Here is a 21,448-nt window from a genome sequence, read left to right as displayed (position 1 = left end):
CGCACCGTTCGGGCCGGTGGCGCCCCAGCCGTTCGGCGGCGGCACCGCCCCGGTCAGCGACGGGTAGTCCGACGGAGACGGCGGCGGCAGGGCTGCGGCCCCCGGCTGTCCGGGAACCGGCGGACGGCCGATCGGCGGCGCTGCCACCGGCGGCGCGACGGTCGACGATGGCACGGACGGCGACGGGCCACCCCGCTGCTCGGCGACGGCCGCCCACGGCGGCACCACGTCACCCGCGCCCCGCTCGGCTGGATCCGGCGGCCAGAGTGGCTCGATGTCCCGCTCCGGCACCGGCTGCTGGCCGGGCACCTGCGCCCGGTCGGCGTTCTTGTCCATTACGGTTCCTCCCCAGTCCTCCTGCGAGGATAGGCCCACCGGACGACCGGGGCCGGTCGGCACAGCCGGGGTCAGACCACCCAGACCGCCCAGGCGCCCGGTTCGATCCACCAGGACCGCTTGCGGGTCAGCTCACCCTCGACGCCATCGTCGAGGTAGGGCACCTTTCCCTCCCGGGGCAGCACCGAGACGGCCCGTCCCCGGGCCCGCCGCACCTCCAGGCGTACCCGCTTGCGTCCCAACGCCGACCGGACGACCACCGGCACGGCCACCGCGACCTCGACCTGGCCGTCGGCCGGGTCCGGAGCGGCCAGCAGCGTCACGTCGTCGAGCGACGCGTACCCACCGGCGTTGCCGATCGCGCAGGCCAGCAGCGGTTCGTCGCCGTCGGTGAGGATGGCGTCGTCCACCTCCACCCGGGCCCGCCAGTGCAGCGGGCGGCCCGCGTCGTCGGCGGCGCCCAACAGAGCCCCGTCCAGGGTCACCGAGCCACCGTCGTTGCGCAGCAGGTCCAGGCGGCGTGGCGTGCCGTCCAACACGGCAGCGGCCACGGCCGCCGGGTCGCGGGGCAGCCCGAGCTGCGCGGCCAGGTCCCGGTGGGCGCCGCCGCGCGCCGGGTCGAGCGGGAGTACGGCGACCGGCGGCAGGTCGGGCAGGGTCCGGTCGCCGCGCAGGTCGGCCGGACGCTTGCTCGACGCGGGGGCGTACCGCTTGACGAGCCGGCGCAGCACGGCGCGCAACTGCGCGTCGCTCGCCGTGGCGACGACCAGCCGGGTCTTGCCGTCCGAATCCGGCCAGGTGAGACCGTCCGGGCGGGCCGGACCGTCGAGCTGGGTCAACACCGCGTCGATTTCGGCGTCCGAGCGGGCGGTGACCGTCTGCACACGAGCGCCCCGGGCGGTAAGCGCGTCGGCGCAGGCCAGCACCGGCACCCGGGGCCGATCGGTGGCGCAGACGTCACTCGATGCCCCGCCGGCGTCGGCCGCGGTCGTCCTGCCGGTGTCGGCCGCGGTCGTCCTGTCGTTGTCGGTCCCGGTCGTCTTGCCGGCGTCGGCCGCGTCGACGCCGGTGTCGGTTCCGGTCGCGCCGCCGCAGCAGGCCCCGCCGCTGCCGCAGCCCCCGGGAGCATCGCGCTCCGACGCGAGGGTGAGCAGCACCACGTCGTACACCGAAGGAGCCTCCTGCCTCTCGACGCGACCCCTGCCGGTCGCGCCGTCACTACTTGTTAACCTGACACCCCGGGCTCGCCAACCGGTCGCCACCTGGCACCCGAGCCTTCTGGAGGCGGAAAAGATGCCAGCGATCGTGCTCATCGGCGCTCAGTGGGGCGACGAGGGCAAGGGCAAGGTTACCGACCTGCTGGGTGAGCGGGTCGACTACGTCGTGCGCTACTCCGGCGGCAACAACGCCGGGCACACGGTCATCACCCCGGACGGCCAGAAGTACGCGCTGCACCTGATGCCCTCCGGGGCGCTCTCGCCGAGCGCGATGATCGTCATCGGCAACGGCGTGGTGGTCGACCCGAAGGTGCTGCTCGCCGAGATCGACGGTCTCGCCGAGCGCGGCGTGGACGTGTCCCGGCTGCGGATCTCCGGTGACGCACACCTCATCATGCCGCACCACCGAGCGCTGGACCGCGTGGTCGAGCGGTACCTCGGCTCGTCGCGGATCGGCACCACCGGCCGGGGCATCGGCCCGGCGTACGGCGACAAGGTCGCCCGGATGGGCATCCGGCTCCAGGACCTGCTCGACCCGGGCATCCTGCGCAAGAAGCTGGAACTCGCGCTGCGCGAGAAGAACCAGATGCTGTTCAAGGTCTACAACCGCAAGGCGATCGACCTCGAGGCCACCGTCGAGGAGTACCTGGAGTACGCGGAGCGGCTCAAGCCGTACATCGCCGAGACCCGGGCCATGCTCTGGGACGCCCTGGACCGCGGCGAGACCGTGCTCCTGGAGGGTGCCCAGGCCACCATGCTGGACATGGACCACGGCACGTACCCCTTCGTGACGTCGTCCAACCCGACCGCCGGTGGCGCCTGCGTGGGCGCGGGCATCCCGCCGACCGCGATCAACCAGGTCATCGCGGTGAGCAAGGCGTACACCACCCGGGTCGGCTCCGGGCCGTTCCCGACGGAGCTGTTCGACGCCAACGGCGCGCACCTGCGCAAGATCGGTGCGGAGTACGGCACCACCACCGGCCGGGAGCGCCGGTGCGGGTGGTTCGACGCGGTCGTGGCCCGCTACGCCTGCCGCCTCAACGGCGTCACCGACCTGGTCATCACCAAGCTGGACGTGCTCACCGGGCTGCCCAAGGTGCCGATCTGCGTCGGGTACGAGATCAACGGCAAGCGGGTCGACGACATGCCGATGAGCCAGACGGACTTCCACCACGCCACGCCCATCTACGAGGAGCTGGACGGGTGGTGGGAGGACATCACCAAGGCCCGCACCGTCGACGAGCTCCCGGAGAACGCCCGCCGCTACATCGCGAGGGTCGAGGAACTCTGCAACACCAGGGTGAGCGTCATCGGCGTAGGCCCAGGCCGAGAAGAAAACGTAGTCCAACACCCCCTCCTCCCCTAAACCCCCCCGGGCCCACCCCCACCCCCACCCCCCACCCCCCGCCACCGCCCCGGCCCCGCCCCGCCCCGCCCCGCCCCGCCCCGCCCCGCCCGCGTTGATCATGAAGTTATTGCCACTCTCCTCGGCGTGTCGTGGCAATAACTTCATGATCAACATGCACTGATCGGCTGGTTATCCACAGCGGGTCCGTGGTTGTCCACAGGGGTGGGTTTGGGGCGTCCGGGTAGGTCAGGGTGGCCGCGTGGACGCTTTGGAAGGTGCGCGGCGGATTGCGGCCGCGCGGGACGGGATCGTGACGCTCGGGGAGGCGCGAACCGCAGGCCTCACCACGCATGAGGTTCAGCGACTCTGCCGGAGCGGTCGATGGCGCTTCGTGGCACGTGGCAGCTATCTCGTGGACGCCGATCTTTATGACGGAGTGCCCAGACGGGCACGGATCAGGGCGGCGGTCGCCTCCTTCGGTCCGTCGGCCGCGGCAGTGCTTGCCACGGCGGCAGAACTGCACGGGCTGGCCGGTCTGCGGGCCACCGAGGTGATCGATCTGTCGGTGCCGGGCCGGGTTGCCAGGCCGGCCCGGGTCGCCCATCCGGAGGTGGTGGTCCATCAGTTGGTCATTCCGCCCGAGCATCTCGTCCGATTGGATGGAATCACCACCACCGAGCCGCTTCGGACTCTCGCCGACGTGAGCCTGCGGGTTGATCGTTTCTCGGCGGTGAGTGTGTTGGATTCGGCGTTGAATCGTCGACTGGTCACCGCAGACGATCTGCACTCCATCCCGCAGCTCGTCCGAGGCCGACGTGGTGCGGTCGCGGCTCGTGGCTACCTGGGCGAGGCGGATGGGCGGGCGCAGTCGCCGCTCGAGACGCGCGCTCGGCTTCGTTGTGTCGACGGCAGAGTGCCGCCCGATGCGCTGCAACTGGAGGTCCGCGACCACGACGGCTATCTGCTGGGCATCGGGGACCTGGGATGGCGTGGTCCCCTGGTCATCGCCGAGGCCGACGGTCGCGGCCCGCATGGCGTTCCCGAAGCAGTCTTCACTGATCGCCGTCGCCAGAACCGGCTGGTCAACGCCGGTTGGACAATCCTCCGCTTCACCTGGCAGGACACTCTCCGTCCCGATTACATCCCGTGGACTGTCCGCCAGGCAATCGCTGCCTCCCGACATCGTTGATCATGAAGTTATTGCCACGACACGCCGAGGTCGCGGGCAATAACTTCATGATCAACGGGGTGGGTGGGGCGGACAGTAGGATGTTTGGTTGTGCGCGTTCTCTTGGTGGGTGGTGGTGGGCGGGAGCATGCTCTCGCGCTTGGGTTGGCCGGCGATCCGGCTGTTTCGGCGCTGATTGCCGCGCCCGGTAATCCGGGGATCGCCTCGGTTGCCGAGCTGCGGCCCGTCAATGCCTCCGACCCTTCCGCGGTGGCCGCGTTGGCCGTGGAGACTGCCGCCGACCTGGTCGTGATCGGGCCGGAGGCGCCGCTCGTCGCCGGTGTCGCCGATGCGGTACGCGCCAAGGGCATCGCCGTGTTCGGCCCGTCGGCCGAGGCCGCCCAGTTGGAGGGCTCGAAGGCGTTCGCCAAGGACGTGATGACCGCCGCCGGTGTGCCGACCGCCCGGGCGTACGTCTGCACGGACGAGGAGAGCACCGCGCGGGCGCTTGACGAGTTGGGCGCCCCGTACGTGGTGAAGGACGACGGGCTGGCCGCCGGCAAGGGCGTCGTGGTGACCGACGACCGGTCCGCCGCGTTGGCGCACGCCGCGGAGTGCGGCCGGGTCGTGGTCGAGGAGTTCCTCGACGGCCCGGAGGTCAGCCTGTTCGTGGTCACCGACGGCGAGGCGGCGCTGCCGCTGCTGCCCGCACAGGATTTCAAGCGGATCGGCAACGGCGACACCGGCCCGAACACGGGCGGCATGGGCGCGTACGCGCCGCTGCCCTGGGCCCCGTCCGACCTGGTGGACGGTGTGATGCGCGACGTGGTCCACCCGACCCTCGCCGAGATGCGCCGCCGGGGCAACCCGTTCGCGGGCCTGCTCTACGTGGGCCTCGCGATGACGGCGACCGGCCCCCGGGTGATCGAGTTCAACGCGCGTTTCGGTGACCCGGAGACCCAGGTCGTGCTCGCCCTGCTGGAGACCCCGTTGGGCGGGCTGTTGCACGCGGCGGCCACCGGCACGCTGGCCGAGCACCCGCCCCTGCTGTGGCGGGACGGCAGCGCGGTCACCGTGGTGCTCGCCGCGCAGGGCTACCCGGCGGCGCCGCGCACCGGCGACGTGATCACGGGCGCGGATCGGCCGGGCATCATCCACGCGGGCACCGCCCGCCGGGCCAGCGACGGCGCGTTGCTGTCCGCCGGCGGCCGGGTCCTCTGCGGTACGGCCACCGGCCCCGACCTGGCGACCGCCCGGGATGCCGCGTACGCGCTGGTGGGCGGCGTGGAGCTGGCCGGTTCGCAGCACCGCACCGACATTGCCGCCGCCGCGATCGACGGCCGGATCACCATCCCGGCCTGAGCGGGGCCCGGCCTGAGCGGCTGAGTGGTCGTCAGCCGTAGTAGCGGCGTAGTTCCCCGGCGAGCACCTTGCCGGTGGCGTTGCGGGGCAGGTACTTCACGAAGACCACGTCCCGCGGTACGGAGAACCGGGCCAGATAGTGCCGGACGTACTCCCGGACCGCCTCGGGGTCGAGGGTCTCGCCGGGGTGCAGGGCGAGGAACGCGGCCAGTCGCTGCCCGTACTCGGGATCGGGTATGCCGATCACGGCGGCCTCGCGTACCTGCGGTAGTTGGGCGAGGAGGTCCTCCACCTCGGAGGGGAAGACGTTCTCGCCGCCGGAGACGATCATGTCGTCGGCCCGGCCGTCGACGAAGAGCAGCCCGTCGGCGTTGAGTCGACCGAGGTCGCCGGTGTCGAGCAGGCCGTCGCGTGTCTCCCGGCTGGCACCGGAGGTGTAGCCCTCGAAGAGCATCTCGTTGCCGACGAAGATGCGGCCGACCTGTCCCTGCGGGACCGGCTGGCCGTCGGTGTCCAGCATCTCCAGGCGGGTGCCGTGCGGCGGTCGGCCGGCCGTGGTGGGTGCCTGGCGCAGGTCCGGGGGGCCGGCGATGGACGCCCAGGAGACCTCGGTGGAGCCGTAGAGGTTGTAGAGGACGTCTCCGTACGTGTCCATGAACTTCGGGGCGAGCCCGCCCGGCAGGGCCGATCCACTGACCGCGACGACCCTGAGCGGGGGGCGTGGGTCCGGTGGGGGCACTTCCAGCAGCCGTTGGAGCATCACGGGTACGGCGAAGAGGGCGTCGCAGCGGTGTGTCACGAGCGCGGCGAGCGTGGCGGCCGGGTCGAAGCGGCGGTGCAGCACGATTGTGGCCCGCAACGCGAAGCACACCTGGAGGGCAGCGAATCCCCAGGTGTGGAAGATCGGGGCGGCGATCAGCACCCGGTCCTTGGCGTGCAGGGGGATGCGGTCGATGATGGACACGAGCGGTCCGAAGCCGCTGGGTGTGGGCCGGCGGGCACCCTTGGGCGCCCCGGTGGTACCCGAGGTGAGCACGATGATCCGGCCGTCGCGCTCCGGCGGGTGCAGCTCGCCGGGCAGCGCTCCGGCGACCAGCTCCTCGCGCGCGCGTTCGTCGAGGCGGGGCAACTCGGCGGGGAGGCCGAGGACCCGTTCGGCGAACTCGTCGTCGTGCACCAGCAGCCGCAGTCGCTGCTCCTCGGCGACGGTGGACAGCTGGGCGGCGGAGAGCCCGGTGTTGACCAGGACCGCGTCGACGCCGAGCAGGGTCGCCGCGACGATCGTCTCGATCAGTCCGTGATGGTTGCGGCACAGCACGCCGATCCGGTCGCCGGCCTGTACGCCGAGCCGGGACCGCATGGACCGGGCCATGCGTTCGGCCCGGTCGAGGAGCGCCTGGTAGGTCAGCTCGACGCCGTCCTCGTCGATGATCGCCGGCCGGCCAGGGTCTCGGGCGGCTGCCTGGCGTAGTTCGCCGGCGAGGCTCCAACCCCAGGTGCGCAGCGCGTTGAGCTGCGAGGCGATCCGGACCGGGCGGCCCGGGTTGAGCAGGCCGCGCCTGGTCAGCGTGGTGACGATGAACGGCAGGTCCATGCCGCAGACCTCCTAGGGGTGGTACGCGGACGGGCAGTCGATGTCCCCGCCCGTCAGGGTGTCGTCCCTTGATCATGCACCGGGCGTGGCTGGAGGCCCAGTCGGCGTCGGCGTGGGGTGATGAAGACGGCACGGATCGTGGAATCCGCTGCCCCGCGAAGCCGCCGTGGTCGGCGTGACCACGAGTCGAGTCTCGCGTGGCCGTGGATCAAACAATGTGAAAGCGAAATGGTGCCATTGCTGGGAATTGACAGGCAATCGCCTCGGGCGAGCCGGAGCCGGAGCCGTTCAGTGAACATAAACAGTTCTTCCAGACCGCCCGCGTACGTTCGGGAACGAAGGCCTGCGATGGAAAGGGCGTCGAGCGCTTCCATCGCCCAAGTAGCGCTTCCGAATATGTGGAGGTTCAGTGAACCTGTTGAAAAGGCGTACTCTTGCCGCAGGGACGGGAATTGTCGTAGCCGTGACCGGCTCCCTCTTCGCGATTTCTTCGCCTGCCTCGGCGGACTACGCGTGCCCGGCGAGGCAGGTGTGCTTCTTCCAGGACAAGGACGGCCACGGAAGCCCGGCCACGCTGGCGGGTCTGGTCCAGGGTGGCGGCGGCGTCGCCAACTTCTCTGATCACAAGTTCCACAACGGTGTGAACCTCAATGACCAGGCGTCCTCCGTCTTCAACAACACGAATCAGTACCTGGGGGTCTACGAGCACAACAACTACGGGGGGCGGTGGCAGCGGGTCAAGCCCTACGGGTGGGCCAATTTCGGGGGTGACGTCAAGAATGACAGCGCCTCGTCCGCCCGGTTCGTCGACGAGGGATGCACGCCCGGGCCGGAGTGGTGCATCTAGGCGCCCAGGTCTTATCGTCGCGACCCAGCGGTAGAGCGAGGGCCGGAATACCCGGCCCTCGCTCTACCACCCCTACGGTCAGCGGATCTGCATGCCGGAGATCGCCCGGGAGATGACCAGTCGCTGGATTTCGGACGTACCCTCGAAAATGGTGTAGATCTTGGCGTCGCGGTACCAGCGCTCGACGGGGTGGTCGCGCAGGAAGCCGGCCCCGCCGAGCAGTTGCACCGCCTTCTCGGTGACCGACACCGCCACCTCGCCGGCCTTGAGCTTGGACATCGAACCCTCACCCGCGGTGAACGGGCGGTTGTTGCGACCCATCCAGGAGGCACGCCAGACCAGCAGCCGGGCGGCGTCGATCTCCATCCGCATGTCGGCAAGCGCGAACGCGACGGCCTGGTTCTCGATGATCGGTCGTCCGAACTGGACCCGGTCCCTGGCGTAGTCCAGGGCGTACTCGTAGGCGGCCCGGGCCACGCCGAGCGCCTGCGCGCCCACCGTGGGTCGGGAGAGCTCGAAGGTACGCATCGCGGCCTGTCCGGTGGCCCGTTGCCCGGAGCGGGCCCGGTCCAGGCGTTCCAGGAGGGCGTCGCGTCCGCCGAGCAGGCAGCGGCCGGGTACGCGTACGCCGTCGAGGAAGACGTCGGCGGTGTGCGACGCGCGCAGGCCGAGTTTGCGCAGCTTGCGGGTCGCGGCCAAGCCGGGGGTGCCGGGCGGTACGACGAACGCCGCCTGCCCCCGGGAGCCGAGCGCGGGGTCGACGGAGGCGGTGACCACGTGCACTCCGGCGATGCCGCCGTTGGTGGCGTACGCCTTCTGACCGGTGAGCACCCACTCGTCGGTGGCCTCGTCGTAGACGGCCCGGGTACGCATCGCGCCGACGTCGGAGCCGGCCTCCGGCTCGCTGGTGCAGAACGCGGCGACGGCCGGCGAGTCGACGTCGCCGAAGCACTGCGGCACCCACTCGACCAGCTGGTCGGGGGTGCCGGCGCCGTAGATGGCGGCGACGGCGAGCGAGGTGCCGAAGATGCTCAGGCCGATGCCGGCGTCACCCCAGAAGAGTTCCTCACTGGCGATCGGCAGGGAGAGCCCGGTCGGGTCGGCCCAGCAGGTGGCGAGGAACTCGAAGCCGTAGAGGCCGACCTTGGCGGCTTCCTGGATCACCGGCCAGGGGGTGTCCTCGCGTTCGTCCCACTCGGCGGCGGCCGGGCGCACGACCTCGGCGGCGAAGCCGTGCACCCAGTCGCGTAGATCCCGCTGTTCCTCGTTCAGGTCGAGCGAGAACTCGGCCATGTCAGGCCTTGGGGATGTCGAACAGGTTGGCGATGTTGGCGGCGAGGCCGAGGTCGCCCTTCGCCTTCAGCTTGCCGGTCATGAACATCATCACCGGGTTGGCCCCACCGGAGACGATCTTCAGGAACTCGACCGGACCCATGGTGAGGCTCAGCTTCGGGTCGTGCTGCGGGGTCTCGTTCACCTGGCACTTGCCGTCGGCGACGACCACCTCGTAGGTGTCGCTGCCGCCGTCCGGGCGACCGGTGATGATCCAGTGGATGACCGCGTTCGTGGAGCCGGCCCGGTCCGCGCGGAACAGCGACGGCATCCGGCCGAACACCTCGCCCAGGACCTTGCCGCGCAGGTCGCCGGCCATCACCTGGGCGATCTTGTCATCCGGGGTGGACTTGACCAGCTGGGCGAACTCCTTGGGGCCGACGTTGGCGAAGTTGGCCGGGTCGAAGTCAGTCATCAGGTGCGCCTTCCGGAAGATTTGGCTACTCGTGCGTAACCCTACGCACGAGTAGGTATGCTCGCAAGGTGTCCAGCGTCCCCGCCTTCAAGCGCCTGCCGCGCGCTGTCCGCGAGCAGCAGATGCTCGACGCGGCGGTCAAGGTCTTCTCCCGACGTGGCTTCCACGCCGCCAGCATGGACGAGATCGCGGAGGACGCCGGCATCTCCAAACCCATGGTGTACGCCTACCTCGGCACCAAGGAGGAGCTGTTCGTCGCCTGTCTGCACCGGGAGGGGACCCGGATGATGCAGGCCATCGCCGGGGCGGCGGCTCCCGACCTGCCGGCGGACGAGCGGCTCTGGCGTGGGCTGCGGGCGTTCTTCGGCTTCGTGGGCGCACACCGCGACGGCTGGGCGGTGCTCTACCGGCAGGCCCGGGGCGAGCAGCCGTTCGCCGGCGAGCTGGCCACCATGCGGGCCCGGCTGGTCGAGGTGGTCGCCGGAATGCTCGACCACGCGCTGCGCGAAGAGGGCCGCGAGATCGCCGCCGTCGACCTGGAGGTCGTCGCGTACGCCCTGGTGGGGGCGACGGAGTCGCTTGCCGACTGGCTCGCGGACCACCCGGAGGCGGACCCGGAGAAGACGGCCACCCGGATGATGAACGTGGCCTGGCTCGGTGCCGCCCAACTCCTGCACGGCGTCACCTGGCGTCCGCCGGCCGACTGACGGCCCCGGCGGAGACAGCGTCGCTGCCCGGCTCGCCGGCCCGCGCCGCACGACGCCGGTTGCGGAGCCAGCGGACCACCTCGACGACCACCGTCACCGTCAGGGCGAGGCCCAGACCCAGCAGGAGACCACGCAGCGGGTCCTGCTCGAAGGCCAGTCCGCCCAGGTAGCCGACCAGCGCCGAGTAGAGCCCCCACGAGCTGGCGGCCAACGCGTCGAAGACCAGGAACCGTCGCCGGGGATAGCGCATCGCACCCATGGTGAGGGTGACCGCGGTCCGGCCGCCCGGAACGTAGCGGGCCACGGTGAGGATCAGCCCGCCCCGGGTGGCGATCCCCCGACGGGCCCGGTCGATGGCGGCTCGGCGTCGACCGTCGGGCGGCAGCCGGTCGAGCAGCCGGGTGCCGCCGCCCCGCCCGATGGCGTACGAGATGTGGTCGCCGACAAGCGCCCCGACGGCGGCCACCAGGATCACCGCCGGCAGGTACGGCGCTCCGGAAGCCGCGAACACCCCCGCGGTGATCACTGCCGTCTCGCTCGGCACCACCGGGAAGAAACCGTCCAGCACCGCGATCGCGAAGATCGCCAGGTACACCCAGGGCGAGGACATCGTGTCGTGCAGCAGGTCGAGTAGATCCATTATCCCGATGCTGGTGGGGGCGGCGTTGGCCGACATCGGCCAGCGGTCAGGTGGGCGCCACTACTTAGGTAGCCGCCGGCCCGGACTGCGGGTCGGGGTCATCCCCCACCTCACCCGGGTACGCCGCTGCGGGGCGACCCGATCCGCCGGCCGCGCCCTAGGCTCGCTGGGTGGCATCCAGCGCCGTCGCTCTCCGGCAGGTCGTCCATCGGTACGCCCCGCCGCTGCTCGCCGTCCTGGTCGCCGTAGCCGTCTGGGCCAGCGCGACCGGGGACATCGGTGTCCGCTCGCCGCTGCCGGGCGCGGTCGTACTGCTGATCGCGCTGGGCTCCGCGTGGGCCGCCGGCACGGTCCGGACCCGTCGCTGGCCGTTGTTCCTGGCCGCGGCGGTCGGCTGGTTGGTGCTCGCCGCGGCGGCCGCCGGGGTGCTGGCCTCGTACCAGGCGGGTCTGCGGCTGCGCGGTCGCCAACTCGCCGGCTACCTCGCCGGGGCGGCCCTGGTGCTGACCGGCGGGGTGCTGGTCGGGCTGGCGGTGGGTGGCGTCCGCCGGATCACCACCGCCGCCACCGGCAACGTGCTGCTGCTCGCCGCCTGCCTGGTGGGGCTTCCGTTGGTCTTCGGTCTCTGGGTGCGGGCCCGCCAGGACACGCTCGCCGCTTTGCGGGACCGGGCCGAGCGGCTGGAACGCGAGCAGGAGGCCCGCGCCGACCGGGTCCGCGCCGAGGAGCGGACCCGGATCGCCCGGGAGATGCACGACGTGGTGGCGCACCGGGTCTCGCTGATGGTGGTGCATGCCGGGGCGCTGGAGGTGACCGCCGTGGACCCGGGGACCGTCGAGGCGGCCGCGCTGATCCGGACGACCGGCCGGCAGGCGCTCACCGACCTGCGCGAGGTGCTGGGTGTGCTGCGCCAGGCCGGACCGGCCGTGACGCCGGAGCGAGGGCTCGACACGTTGGACGAGTTGATCGGGGAGTCCCGTGCCGCCGGGCTGCGGGTGTCCCGGCGGGACGAGGGCGTGCCGACGGCACTGCCCGCGACGCTGGGGCGTACCGCGTACCGGGTGGTCCGGGAGGCGCTGACCAACGTGCGCAAGCATGCGGCCGACGCCGAGACGACCGTCTGCCTGCGCTACCTGCCCGACGGGCTGGAGGTGCTGGTCCGCAACGGCCCGTCCGAGGGCGGGTCGACGCTGCCCGGTGCCGGGCAGGGGCTGCTCGGGCTGCGGGAGCGGGTGGAGCTGCTCGGCGGCCGGTTGGAGGCGACTCCCGTGAACGGCGGCTTCCTGGTCAGGGCCCTGATCCCGCTGGCGGGTGCGGCGTGATCCGGGTGGTGGTGGTGGACGACGAGCAACTGCTCCGTGCCGGGCTGCGGCTGATCCTCGAAGCGGCGGAGGACATCACGGTCGTCGGTGAGGCAGCGGACGGCGCTGGCGCGTTGGAGCAGGCCCAGCGGTTACGCCCCGACGTGGTGTTGCTCGACGTGCGGATGCCGGGCGTCGACGGGTTGACCGTCGCGCCCGAGGTGGTCGCCGTCGGCCCGAAGGTGATCATGTTGACCACCTTCGACCTCGACGAGTACGTGCACCGGGCGCTGCGGGCCGGCGCGGTCGGCTTCCTGCTCAAGGACACCCCGCCCCGCGAGTTGGCCGCCGCGGTTCGCACGGTGGCCGCCGGGAACGCGATGCTCGCCCCGACGGTGACCCGGCGTCTGATCAGCTCGTTCGCCGAGCGCGGTCCGGACCGCCGGGACGCGGCCCGTGCGCGGCTCGCACCGCTGACCGAGCGGGAGCTGGCGATCGTCCGGGAGGTGGCGCGCGGGCACGGCAACGCGGAGATCGCCCGGCGGCTGACGATGAGCGAGGCAACCGTCAAGGCACACGTCAGCCGGTCGCTGGCGAAACTCCACGCCGGCAACCGGGTGCAGTTGGCCATCCTGGTGTACGACGCCGACCTGCTGTGACGGGCGCGGGGTCAGTGGCGGGAGGAGGCGTGGCGGCGGACCCTGCGACGTAGCCACCGGATCCCCTCCAGCCCGAACGTGACGACCACCGAGATTCCCACCCCGACCAGCAGACCCTTCACCGGATCGCGTTCGAAAGCCAACCCGCCGAAGTAGCCGAGCAGTCCGCAGTACAGCGCCCAGGTGATCGCGCCGATGCTGTCGTACAGCAGGAATGACCGGCGGGGATAGCGCACCGCGCCCATGGTGAGGGTGACGGCGGTCCGCCCGCCCGGCACGTACCGGCTGGTGGTCAGGATGACTCCGCCGCGCCGGTCCACGGCCCGACGGGCCCACTCGGAGCTGGCCCGCCGGCGGCTGCCGTCGGGGAGGCGGGCCAGTCGGCGGGCGCCCCCGCCCCGCCCGATGGCGTACGAGACGTGGTCGCCGATCAGCGCGCCGGTGGCGGCGGTCACGATCACCAGGGTCAGGCTGGGATGCCCCCCGCTCGCCGAGAGCACTCCCGCGGTGATCACCGCCGCCTCGCCCGGCACCGCGGGGAAGAACGCGTCGACCGCGGTGAGCCCGAAGATCACCAAGTAGACCCACGGCGACGTGACCGTCCCACGGAGGAGGTCGAGCAGGGCGTCCATGCCCCCATGCTTGCCGGGCGCGACCTACCCGGTGGGCGAGTCGCCGGATCACGGCCCCGACTTGTCAGTCGGCGTGCACCAGGGCGGGTGGGGTGAGCAGTGGACCGCACGGGGTCTTGTCGTCGGCGGTGGGGCCGTGCGAGGTCAGCGCCACCTGAGTGTCCAGCTCCGTGCCTATCGCCTCGGCCCAGTCCGTCGGTGGCTCGTCGTACACCGGGCGGGAGCGCAGCAGGCGCGCGGTGAGTGCGGCCTGCCGGTCCAGATCCCCGGGAGGGCCGGGGGTGAGCCGGTCGGTGGTGTCGTAGCGGCGGCAGATCCGCAGGTCGGGGCCGGCGAGGTCGAGGTGGGTGAGCGCCAGGCCGTCGACGCCGCCGGCCGCGGCGAGGGCGTACCGGTGGGCGACCGCGTCGAAGTGGCCGAACCGGAAACGGCCCTGCCAGGGGTTCGTCGGGTTGTGCGGGTCGGCGAGCGGCAGGGCCGGGTCCTCGGTCACCAGTGGGCCGGCGCCGTGTCGGGTGGTGACGATCCGCAGCACCCCGAGCCGGGTCAGGTCGCCGGTCAGCCCCGCCTCGGCGAGCAGCCTGTCGGCGTTGGCGAACGTGGTGGTGCTCCACGTGGTGTACGGGTGGAAGCCGTGCCACTCGTCGAGCAGCACGCCCTGCGCGCCCTCGAAGACGCAGGTCCCGGCGCGCAGCGCCCCGGCGAGCCAGCTCTCGTCGACGATGACGACCCGCCCGGCGAACCCGGTGAACGCGGGCAGGCAGTCTTCGACCGGCGGCGCGTCCAGCGGGCCGAGCTCGGCGGTCAGCCGGTCCCGCAGGGCGGTCAGTCGGCGGCGCAGCAGACCCGGGCTGCGGCAGTCGGCGACCCGGGGCGCGTCGTCCGGGTGGGCGAGACCGTACGCGACGGCCTCGCCCACCCCCAGCCCGCAGGAGCCGTGCCGGTCGGCGCCCCGGGCGATCTCCCGGGCCCGGTTGGCGGCCCGGTGGTACGGGGTGGCGAGCAGTGCGTCCCCGTCGACTGTCAGCCGGTCGAGCGCGTCGGGCACCCCGACCGTGGCGAGATGGTCGGCCTCGGCGGCCAGTGCCAGCGGGTCCACCACCACGTGCCGGGACAGGTGCGTACCGACACCGGGGTGGAACGTGCCCGCGCCGAACTGCGCGAACGTGTGGTGTCGCCCGTCGCGCAGCACGACGTTGTGCGCCGCCTGCGCGCCCCCGTTGAAGCGGACCACCGTGTGCACCTGGCGGGTGGCGCAGAGCCAGTCCACGACCGTGCCCTTGCCGGCGTCGCCGTAGCCGAGGTCGACCACCGCCACGTGCCTCACAGCCGGGTCACCCCGCCGGTGGTGTCGCGGAACGCCGGCAGCGTCGACACCTCGGCTCGCCGTCCCCGGCCGAGGCGGGCCAGGGCCTTCGACACGGTGCCGGTGGCGCTGGAACCGGCGTGGTCCAGGTGGCGCAGGCCCTCGTCCAGGTCGATGGCCTGCTCGCCGAGCCCGATGGTGAGTGCGATGGTCTCGCAGACCGCGTCCAGGTCGTCGAGCACGACGGCGTTCTGCCCGAGCAGGTCCCGCCAGAAGTCGAGCACCGTGGCGTTGCCGGCGTAGTGGCTGCCGGCGGGGAGTAGGTAGTAGGTGTCCCAGCGGCGCGTCACCTCGTCGACGACCTGCCGCAGCGGCACGTCCTCGCCCAGGTCGTCGCCGATCAGGCCGGCCACCTCACGGGCCTTGACCTGCGGGTACGCCAGCTCGTCGCCGATGATGAACAGGTAGCCGCGCCGGCCGCGCTTCTCCCAGTTGTCGGTGACCGTGTGCCGGGCCATGAAGTACAGGGCCAGCTCGTACGACTCGCTCATCTGCCCGCCGCCACCGCCCTCCAGCACGATCCGGCCGAGGTCGTCGTCCATCCGGTTGTCCGACTCGAACTGGCCGACCTGGAGCGGCACCCGATCGCAGGTGGCGTCGCCGATCGCACCGAACATGATCTGCGGGTCGCTGGCGTACCCCTGCCGTTGCAGCAGCCCGAGCAACTGCGGCAGCTTGGTCTGCAGGGCGCGCGGCACCCTGCGCATCGAGCCGGTTACGTCGAAGAGCACCGCGATGGGCGTCGACTGCGGGTGCTCGTCGGAGTCGCGGCTCTCCCGGCTCGCGTCGCGGGGGTCGAGCGCGGGGTGCACGGTTCGCGCGCCGCTGTCGCTGTAGGAGAACGCGCTGCTGCCGGTGGAGCGCCGGTAGCGGTCGGCGGCGTCGTACACGTCGGTGGACCAGATTCCACTGCCCATGACAGCTCCTTAGGGGGTGAGGGTGAAGGGTCGGAAGGTGCGCGGCCCGTAGAGCCGGTCCAGCACCTGGTCGAGTTCGCGCAGCAGAAGCCAGGCGTCGTCGGGCCGGCGGTCCAGGTGCCGCTGCCGGCAACCCCGCGCGAAGGTGTGCAGTTCGCGGGGCGCACGCGGCCCCATCAGCCAGCTCATGCAGCGGCTGGCCATGGCGATGTCGGTGCCCGGGCCACAGGGCCGCCTGTGGAGGACCTCCTCCGGGTACCACTCCTCCTGGCCGGGCACCAGGGCCGGAATCGTGCTGCCCACGGCCGCGGAGAAGCACCAGTCGACGAGCACGACGCCGTGGGCGTCCGGCTCGATCAGCACGTGTCGCGGCAGGACCGCGCCGTGCACCAGGCCCGCCCGGTGGGCCAGGCCGAGCACCACCAGCAGCCGCCGCCACATCCAGGCCACGTCGCGGGCGTCCAACCCGTCGGGGTACGCGCGCCGCACCTCGTCCAGGTCGTGCAGGCCGGGCGCGGTGGCGAGCACGGTGATCCGCCGTTCGGCACCGGAGGCGGCGTCGCGGTGCGGGAACTCGTCGATGAGCCGGGGCACGTACGGCAGGTAACGCGGGTCGCCGCGCTCGGCGATGGTGTGCAGCGCGTGTGCCTCGCGGGCCATCAGGTCGTTGTCGGCGGGTCGTCGGGGGAGCTTGAGCAGCCGGTCGGCACCGACGTCGTAGAGGTCGGCCAGGTCACCCGAGTGGGCCGGGGCTCCGAGCCGGTAGTCGCCGAGGACGGTGACCCGCCGGGCCTGCCACCGGGTGGTGACGTGGACGAACGCGTCGAGGGCTTCGGCGCGTACCGCAGGGTCGGTCGGCAGGCGGTCGGGGTGCAGGGCCGCGACCAGCTCGCGGTAGCGGCGGGCCGGCTGGTCCGCGCCGAACAGGTCGGCGTCGGTGCGGGCCGCCGCGACCAGGCCGATGGCCTCGGTCGCCCTCATCGCACCGTCTCCTCACGGGCGGGGCGCAGCAGCGCCGGGTGCAGCAGGCGGGCGTCGCCGGCCCGGTAGAGCCGGGCGCGGGGGCCACCCCGGGAACCACCGCGCTCGGTGCTGGTGCCCGTGCTCTCCACGAAGCCCGGGACGGAGAGCACCTTGCGGTGGAAGTTTCCGGCGTGCAGCGGGTGACCCCAGACCGTCTCGTAGACGGCGCGCAGCTCGCTGATCGTGAACTCGGCGGCCAGGAAGCGCGTGGCGAGCGGGGTGTACTCCAGCTTGGACCGGGCCCGCTCCAGCGCGTCGTCGATGATCCGGCCGTGGTCGAAGGCGAGTTGCCTGCTGGTCAGCGCGGTCACCGGCAGCCAGATCGCCTCGTCGGCGTCGGTGCCGGCGGCCGGATCGGGCAGGTCGGGGGCGAACGCGAGGTGGGCGATCGAGACGACACGCATCCGCGGGTCACGGTCGGGAGCGCCGTAGCTGCCCAACTGCTCCAGGTGTACGCGGCGCAGCCCCTCCCCGCCGAGCCCGGTCTCCTCGGCCAGCTCCCGTCGGGCACCGGCGGTCAGGTCCTCGTCGGGGCGGACGAACCCACCGGGCAGCGCCCAGTGGCCGGCGAAGGGTGCCTCGCCGCGCCGGATCAGCAGCAGGTGCAGCGCGTCGTCGCGGATGGTCAGGGCCACCACGTCGACTGTCACGGCGACCGACGGGTAGTCCCGCGGGTCGTACGCGGCCAGGAACTCCTGCTCGTTCATCGCGTCTCTCTCATTCTGAGAACATCTCGTTGTGAGAACAACTTAGCGCATGCGAGTGCCCCTGCCAAGGGGGCGCTCGTCAGCGCACGGGGCCGGCTGGCCGCGCGTCAGCGCACGAGGCCCGCCAGGTGCGGTCGGCCGCGCGAGTCGTGCAGGGCGAACCCGCCGTCCGGCAGGAGGGTGAAGTTGACAGTGCTCGGCAGCGGTACGGGCAGCTTGAACGCCACCTCGACGGTGCAGGCGTCCGGCAGCCGGGTCTCCAGCGCGGCCAGGCAGCGCGCCTTGCTCCACATGCCGTGCGCGATGGGCCGACGGAAGCCGAACAGCCGCGCCCCGAGCCGGGAGGTGTGGATCGGGTTGTGGTCACCGGAGACCCGCGCGTACTCCGTGCCGACGCGCGGCTCCACCCGCCAACGGGCCGTGGCGGCCGGTGCCGCGGGACGTTCGCTCCGGTCGCGCCCCGCATCGGCCTTGCGCTCCCGACCGAGGTACGTCGAGACGCCGCGCCACACCTCCTCGCCGTCGACCGAGCCGACAAGCACCACGTCCACCTGCCGCCCCCGGTCGTGTGGACGCAGGTTCTCCGCGTACGTCGTGAAGTCGTGGGTCTCGTCGGCGGTGATCGGGCGGCGCGTGGTGATCCGATTGCCGACGTGCACCAGGCCGATCAGCGGAAGGGGAAAGCCCGGCGCGGTCATCAGCCGCAGGGCCAGCGGGAAGCCCAGGACGTGCGGGAACGTCGCGGGCAGCCGGTCGGTGAGCCGGAACCCGCAGACCCGGTCGTAGTCGGCCAGGTGCGCCCGGTCGATCCGCACCCCCGCCACGGCGAACTCGACCGCCGGCAGGTCGACCCCGCGCCGTCCACCGCCGAGGCCGGGCAGCGTGCCGAGCGCGGCCCGCCGGTACAGCGCGCCGGGCGCGGGCATCCGGGGCAGCTCGACGCGGGTCCGGCCGCCCGTTCCGGCCGGACCGTCGCCGCCGAGGTCACCTGTCACCTCGGCTGCCGAGGCGGTCAGGTCGTGGGTCTGCTCGACGCTCGGGTCGGTGCTGGCCGCTTCCGGCCGGCGGATCGCGTCAAGCGTCTCCCGCGAAAGGATCTCGGTCGGGCCCTCGATCAGGTCGTGGACCGACAGGTCGTCGGGTTCCCTCGCGGGCTCTCTCCTCTTCGCCATCACGCCCCCAGCAGACTCTGGCCGCAGACCCGGACCACGTTGCCGCTGACCCCGCCGCTGGCCGGCCAGGCCAGCCAGCCGATCGTCTCGGCCACGTCCTCCGGCAGACCGCCCTGCGCCAGGCTGTTCATCCGTCGGCCCGCCTCGCGGACCACAAGCGGGATGCGCGCGGTCATCCGGGTCTCGATGAAGCCGGGGGCCACCGCGTTGACGCTGATGTTCCGGTCGCGCAGGGCCGGGGCGAGCGAGTCGACCAGGCCGATCACGCCGGCCTTGCTGGTGGCGTAGTTGGTCTGCCCCCGGTTACCGGCGATCCCGGCGATGGAGGAGACGCCGATGATCCGGCCACCGGCCGGGATCAGCTCCCGCTCCAGCAGCACGTCGTTGATCCGCTCCTGACTGGACAGGTTGACGTCGATGACCTGGTCCCACCGGTCGGCGTCCATCCGGCCGAGCGTCTTGTCCCGGGTGATGCCGGCGTTGTGCACCACCACGTCGACCCGGCCGTGTCGGCTTGCCAGGTGGTCGGCGAGCCGGGTCGGCGCGTCCGGCGCGGTCAGGTCGAGTTGCACCGCCGTACCGCCGATGTCGTTCGCCACCGCGGCGAGGGCGTCACCGGCCGCCGGGACGTCCAGGGCTACCACCTGTGCGCCGTCGCGGGCGAGGACCCGGGCGAGGGCCGCGCCGATGCCCCGGGCAGCCCCGGTGACCAGCACGACCTGCCCATCCAGCGGGCGGTCCCAGTCGGCCGGGGCGCTCGCCGCGCCGGTACCCACCCGGATCACCTGCCCCGAGACGTACGCGGACCGGCCGGAGAGCAGAAATCGGACTGTCGATTCGAGGCTGGTGCCGTTGGCGTCGCGAGTTACCTGGACGAGTTGCGCCGTGGTGCCCCGACCGAACTCCTTGCCGATGCTGCGGACCAGCCCCTCCAGGGCGCGCTGTGCCGTCGCCTCGCGCGGCGCCGGGCACTCGCTCGGCGGAGTGCCGAGCACGATCACCCGGCCGCTGGGCAGCAGCGCCCGGGCCTGCGGGTGGAAGAAGTCGTAGAGCTGGCGCAGCTGGGTCGAGTCGGTGACGCCGGTGGCGTCGTACACCAGGGCGCCGAAGCGGTCCTGCGGCGCGGCCGTGCCGGTGTCGCGCAGCTCGACCCCGGCGGCGGTCAGGATCGCGGTGACCGGCTCGGCGAGCCGGCCCCCGCCGGCCGCACCGAGCAGGGCCGGCCCGGTCAGCAGCGGGTCGCCGGGGTGGTGTCGGCGCAGTCGCGGCGGGTCGGGCAGCCCGAGGCGCTTGACCAGCGTTCGGCCGGCGGCCGATTGGACGAAGCTCGCGTACCTGTCGGTCATGGGCGTAGCCTACTGGCGAGTAGGGTTCGAGCAACACTTGTCGAGGAGGCGGATCGTGCAGAGCATCCGGCGGGTTGCGGTCATCGGGGGCAACCGCATCCCCTTCGCCCGTTCCAACTCCCGCTACGCGGACGCGTCCAACGCGGATCTGCTCGGCGCGGCGCTGGACGGCCTGATCGCCCGCTACGGGCTGGCCGGGCAACGCGTCGGCGAGGTGGTGGCCGGCGCGGTGCTCAAGCACTCCCGCGACTTCAACCTCACCCGCGAGGTGGTGCTCGGCTCCCGGCTCGACCCGCACACCCCCGCGTACGACATCCAGCAGGCCTGCGGCACCGGCCTGGAGGCGGCCATCCTGGTCGCCAACAAGATCGCCCTCGGTCAGCTCGACGTCGGCATCGCCGGCGGTGTCGACACCACCTCCGACGCGCCGCTCGCGGTCAACGAGGACATGCGGCGCACACTGCTCAAGCTGAACTCGGCCCGGACCCTCGGCCAGCGGGTGAAGATCGCCGCGAAGCTGCGCCCGCTCCAGCCGTTCAAGCCGGAGATCCCGCGCAACGCCGAACCGCGTACCGGCCTGTCCATGGGTGACCACGCCGCCCGTACCGCCGTGCAGTGGCAGATCGAGCGGCGCGCGCAGGACGAGCTGGCGCTGCGCTCGCACCAGCGGCTCGCCGCCGCGTACGACAGGGGTTTCTTCGACGACCTGATGACGCCCTACCTGGGGCTCACCCGCGACCAGAACCTCCGCCCCGACAGCACCCTGGAGAAGCTCGGCTCGCTCAGGCCGGTCTTCGGCACCCGTGGCCCGGACGCCGAGCAGGCCACCATGACCGCCGGGAACTCGTCGCCGCTCACCGACGGCGCGTCCACAGTGCTGCTCGCGTCGGAGGAGTGGGCGCGGGAACACAGCCTGCCGGTGCTTGCCTGGTTCAGCTGGTCGGAGACGGCGGCCGTGGACTTCGTGCACGGCGAGGAGGGGCTGCTGATGGCCCCCGCGTACGCGGTGCCGCGGATGCTGGCCCGTGCCGGGCTGACGTTGCAGGACTTCGACTACTACGAGATCCACGAGGCGTTCGCCTCGCAGGTGCTGGCCACCCTCGCCGCCTGGGAGTCGCCGGAGTTCTGCAAGGACCGGCTCGGCCTGGACGCTCCGTTGGGAGCGATCGACACCGATCGGCTCAACGTCAACGGCTCCTCGCTGGCCGCCGGGCACCCGTTCGCCGCCACCGGCGGCCGGATCGTGGCCACGCTGGCCAAGCTGCTGGCCTCCAAGGGCAGCGGACGCGGGCTGATCTCCATCTGCGCGGCCGGCGGCCAGGGCGTGACGGCGATCCTGGAGCGCTGAACCGCCCCGAC

The 21,448-nt window shown here is 72.3% G+C and carries 20 protein-coding genes; 8 read left to right on the top strand and 12 right to left on the bottom strand.

Annotated features, from left to right (window positions below):
- Window positions 1-407 precede the first annotated feature (407 nt).
- Complete coding sequence (locus ACGFIE_RS03740) at window positions 408-1,505, bottom strand: hypothetical protein (protein ID WP_393290643.1); 1,098 nt, start codon at window positions 1,503-1,505, stop codon at window positions 408-410.
- A 124-nt stretch (window positions 1,506-1,629) separates the two neighbouring features.
- Here ACGFIE_RS03740 and ACGFIE_RS03735 point away from each other — a divergent pair, with 124 nt between their 5' ends.
- The 3 genes from ACGFIE_RS03735 to purD all read left to right on the top strand — a co-directional run bounded on the left by ACGFIE_RS03735 (window position 1,630) and on the right by purD (window position 5,431).
- Window positions 1,630-2,919, top strand: coding sequence for an adenylosuccinate synthase (locus ACGFIE_RS03735; protein ID WP_363681086.1), 1,290 nt, complete (start codon window positions 1,630-1,632; stop codon window positions 2,917-2,919).
- A 241-nt stretch (window positions 2,920-3,160) separates the two neighbouring features.
- Window positions 3,161-4,090, top strand: a complete 930-nt coding sequence (locus tag ACGFIE_RS03730; RefSeq protein WP_393290640.1) for a hypothetical protein — start codon at window positions 3,161-3,163, stop codon at window positions 4,088-4,090.
- Window positions 4,091-4,180: 90 nt separating this feature from the next.
- Window positions 4,181-5,431, top strand: a complete 1,251-nt coding sequence (purD, locus tag ACGFIE_RS03725; RefSeq protein ID WP_393290638.1) for a phosphoribosylamine--glycine ligase — start codon at window positions 4,181-4,183, stop codon at window positions 5,429-5,431.
- Window positions 5,432-5,462: 31 nt separating this feature from the next.
- On the opposite strand, the gene ACGFIE_RS03720 is transcribed toward purD, so the two are convergent.
- Window positions 5,463-7,025, bottom strand: a complete 1,563-nt coding sequence (locus tag ACGFIE_RS03720; RefSeq protein ID WP_393290636.1) for an AMP-binding protein — start codon at window positions 7,023-7,025, stop codon at window positions 5,463-5,465.
- 463 nt (window positions 7,026-7,488) lie between these two features.
- Here ACGFIE_RS03720 and ACGFIE_RS03715 point away from each other — a divergent pair, with 463 nt between their 5' ends.
- Window positions 7,489-7,872: a peptidase inhibitor family I36 protein gene (locus tag ACGFIE_RS03715; RefSeq protein WP_393290634.1), complete on the top strand. Its 384-nt coding sequence runs from the start codon at window positions 7,489-7,491 to the stop codon at window positions 7,870-7,872.
- Between the two features lie 78 nt (window positions 7,873-7,950).
- Here ACGFIE_RS03715 and ACGFIE_RS03710 read toward each other — a convergent pair whose 3' ends face one another.
- Both ACGFIE_RS03710 and ACGFIE_RS03705 read right to left on the bottom strand, forming a co-directional pair.
- Window positions 7,951-9,165 (bottom strand): acyl-CoA dehydrogenase family protein, encoded by a 1,215-nt coding sequence (locus ACGFIE_RS03710; protein WP_363681096.1) that lies wholly within the window; start codon window positions 9,163-9,165, stop codon window positions 7,951-7,953.
- Between the two features lies 1 nt (window position 9,166).
- Window positions 9,167-9,619: an SCP2 sterol-binding domain-containing protein gene (locus ACGFIE_RS03705; RefSeq protein WP_393290632.1), complete on the bottom strand. Its 453-nt coding sequence runs from the start codon at window positions 9,617-9,619 to the stop codon at window positions 9,167-9,169.
- Between the two features lie 68 nt (window positions 9,620-9,687).
- Between ACGFIE_RS03705 and ACGFIE_RS03700 the strand changes: the two genes are divergently transcribed.
- The gene (locus tag ACGFIE_RS03700; protein WP_363681099.1) at window positions 9,688-10,326 is read left to right on the top strand and encodes a TetR/AcrR family transcriptional regulator; all 639 of its coding nucleotides are present in this window, start codon (window positions 9,688-9,690) and stop codon (window positions 10,324-10,326) included.
- Here the strand turns inward: ACGFIE_RS03700 and ACGFIE_RS03695 are convergent.
- Entirely contained in the window at window positions 10,301-10,966 is a 666-nt protein-coding gene (locus tag ACGFIE_RS03695) for a DedA family protein (protein WP_393290630.1), read from the bottom strand. The genes ACGFIE_RS03700 and ACGFIE_RS03695 overlap by 26 nt on opposite strands.
- Before the next feature lie 170 nt (window positions 10,967-11,136).
- On the opposite strand from ACGFIE_RS03695, the gene ACGFIE_RS03690 reads away from it, so the two are divergent.
- Window positions 11,137-12,288 (top strand): sensor histidine kinase, encoded by a 1,152-nt coding sequence (locus ACGFIE_RS03690; RefSeq protein ID WP_393290628.1) that lies wholly within the window; start codon window positions 11,137-11,139, stop codon window positions 12,286-12,288.
- A complete protein-coding gene (locus tag ACGFIE_RS03685; RefSeq protein WP_393290626.1) occupies window positions 12,285-12,926 on the top strand; it encodes a response regulator in 642 nt (213 codons plus the stop codon). The genes ACGFIE_RS03690 and ACGFIE_RS03685 overlap by 4 nt, the downstream gene beginning before the upstream one ends.
- Before the next feature lie 11 nt (window positions 12,927-12,937).
- Here ACGFIE_RS03685 and ACGFIE_RS03680 read toward each other — a convergent pair whose 3' ends face one another.
- The 7 genes from ACGFIE_RS03680 to ACGFIE_RS03650 form a co-directional block, all read right to left on the bottom strand.
- Complete coding sequence (locus ACGFIE_RS03680; protein WP_363681105.1) at window positions 12,938-13,558, bottom strand: DedA family protein; 621 nt, start codon at window positions 13,556-13,558, stop codon at window positions 12,938-12,940.
- A gap of 64 nt (window positions 13,559-13,622) precedes the next feature.
- Window positions 13,623-14,885: an adenylosuccinate synthetase gene (locus ACGFIE_RS03675; RefSeq protein ID WP_393290623.1), complete on the bottom strand. Its 1,263-nt coding sequence runs from the start codon at window positions 14,883-14,885 to the stop codon at window positions 13,623-13,625.
- Window positions 14,882-15,841, bottom strand: a complete 960-nt coding sequence (locus ACGFIE_RS03670; protein ID WP_393290621.1) for a hypothetical protein — start codon at window positions 15,839-15,841, stop codon at window positions 14,882-14,884. The genes ACGFIE_RS03675 and ACGFIE_RS03670 overlap by 4 nt, the downstream gene beginning before the upstream one ends.
- A 9-nt stretch (window positions 15,842-15,850) precedes the next feature.
- A complete protein-coding gene (locus ACGFIE_RS03665) occupies window positions 15,851-16,822 on the bottom strand; it encodes a serine/threonine protein kinase (protein ID WP_393290618.1) in 972 nt (323 codons plus the stop codon).
- A complete protein-coding gene (locus ACGFIE_RS03660) occupies window positions 16,819-17,571 on the bottom strand; it encodes an NUDIX domain-containing protein (protein ID WP_393290616.1) in 753 nt (250 codons plus the stop codon). Before ACGFIE_RS03660 ends, ACGFIE_RS03665 begins: the two co-directional genes overlap by 4 nt.
- A 107-nt stretch (window positions 17,572-17,678) precedes the next feature.
- A complete protein-coding gene (locus ACGFIE_RS03655; protein WP_393291280.1) occupies window positions 17,679-18,497 on the bottom strand; it encodes a MaoC/PaaZ C-terminal domain-containing protein in 819 nt (272 codons plus the stop codon).
- A 245-nt stretch (window positions 18,498-18,742) separates the two neighbouring features.
- Window positions 18,743-20,089 (bottom strand): 3-oxoacyl-ACP reductase, encoded by a 1,347-nt coding sequence (locus tag ACGFIE_RS03650; protein ID WP_393290613.1) that lies wholly within the window; start codon window positions 20,087-20,089, stop codon window positions 18,743-18,745.
- A 55-nt stretch (window positions 20,090-20,144) separates the two neighbouring features.
- On the opposite strand from ACGFIE_RS03650, the gene ACGFIE_RS03645 reads away from it, so the two are divergent.
- Window positions 20,145-21,437 (top strand): acetyl-CoA C-acetyltransferase, encoded by a 1,293-nt coding sequence (locus tag ACGFIE_RS03645; protein WP_393290611.1) that lies wholly within the window; start codon window positions 20,145-20,147, stop codon window positions 21,435-21,437.
- Window positions 21,438-21,448: the final 11 nt, after the last annotated feature.

The organism is Micromonospora sp. NPDC049275 (assembly GCF_043197115.1).
GTDB lineage: Bacteria > Actinomycetota > Actinomycetes > Mycobacteriales > Micromonosporaceae > Micromonospora.
Note: the sequence above shows the minus strand (reverse complement) of the source record. Positions and strands in the feature narration are given on the sequence as shown.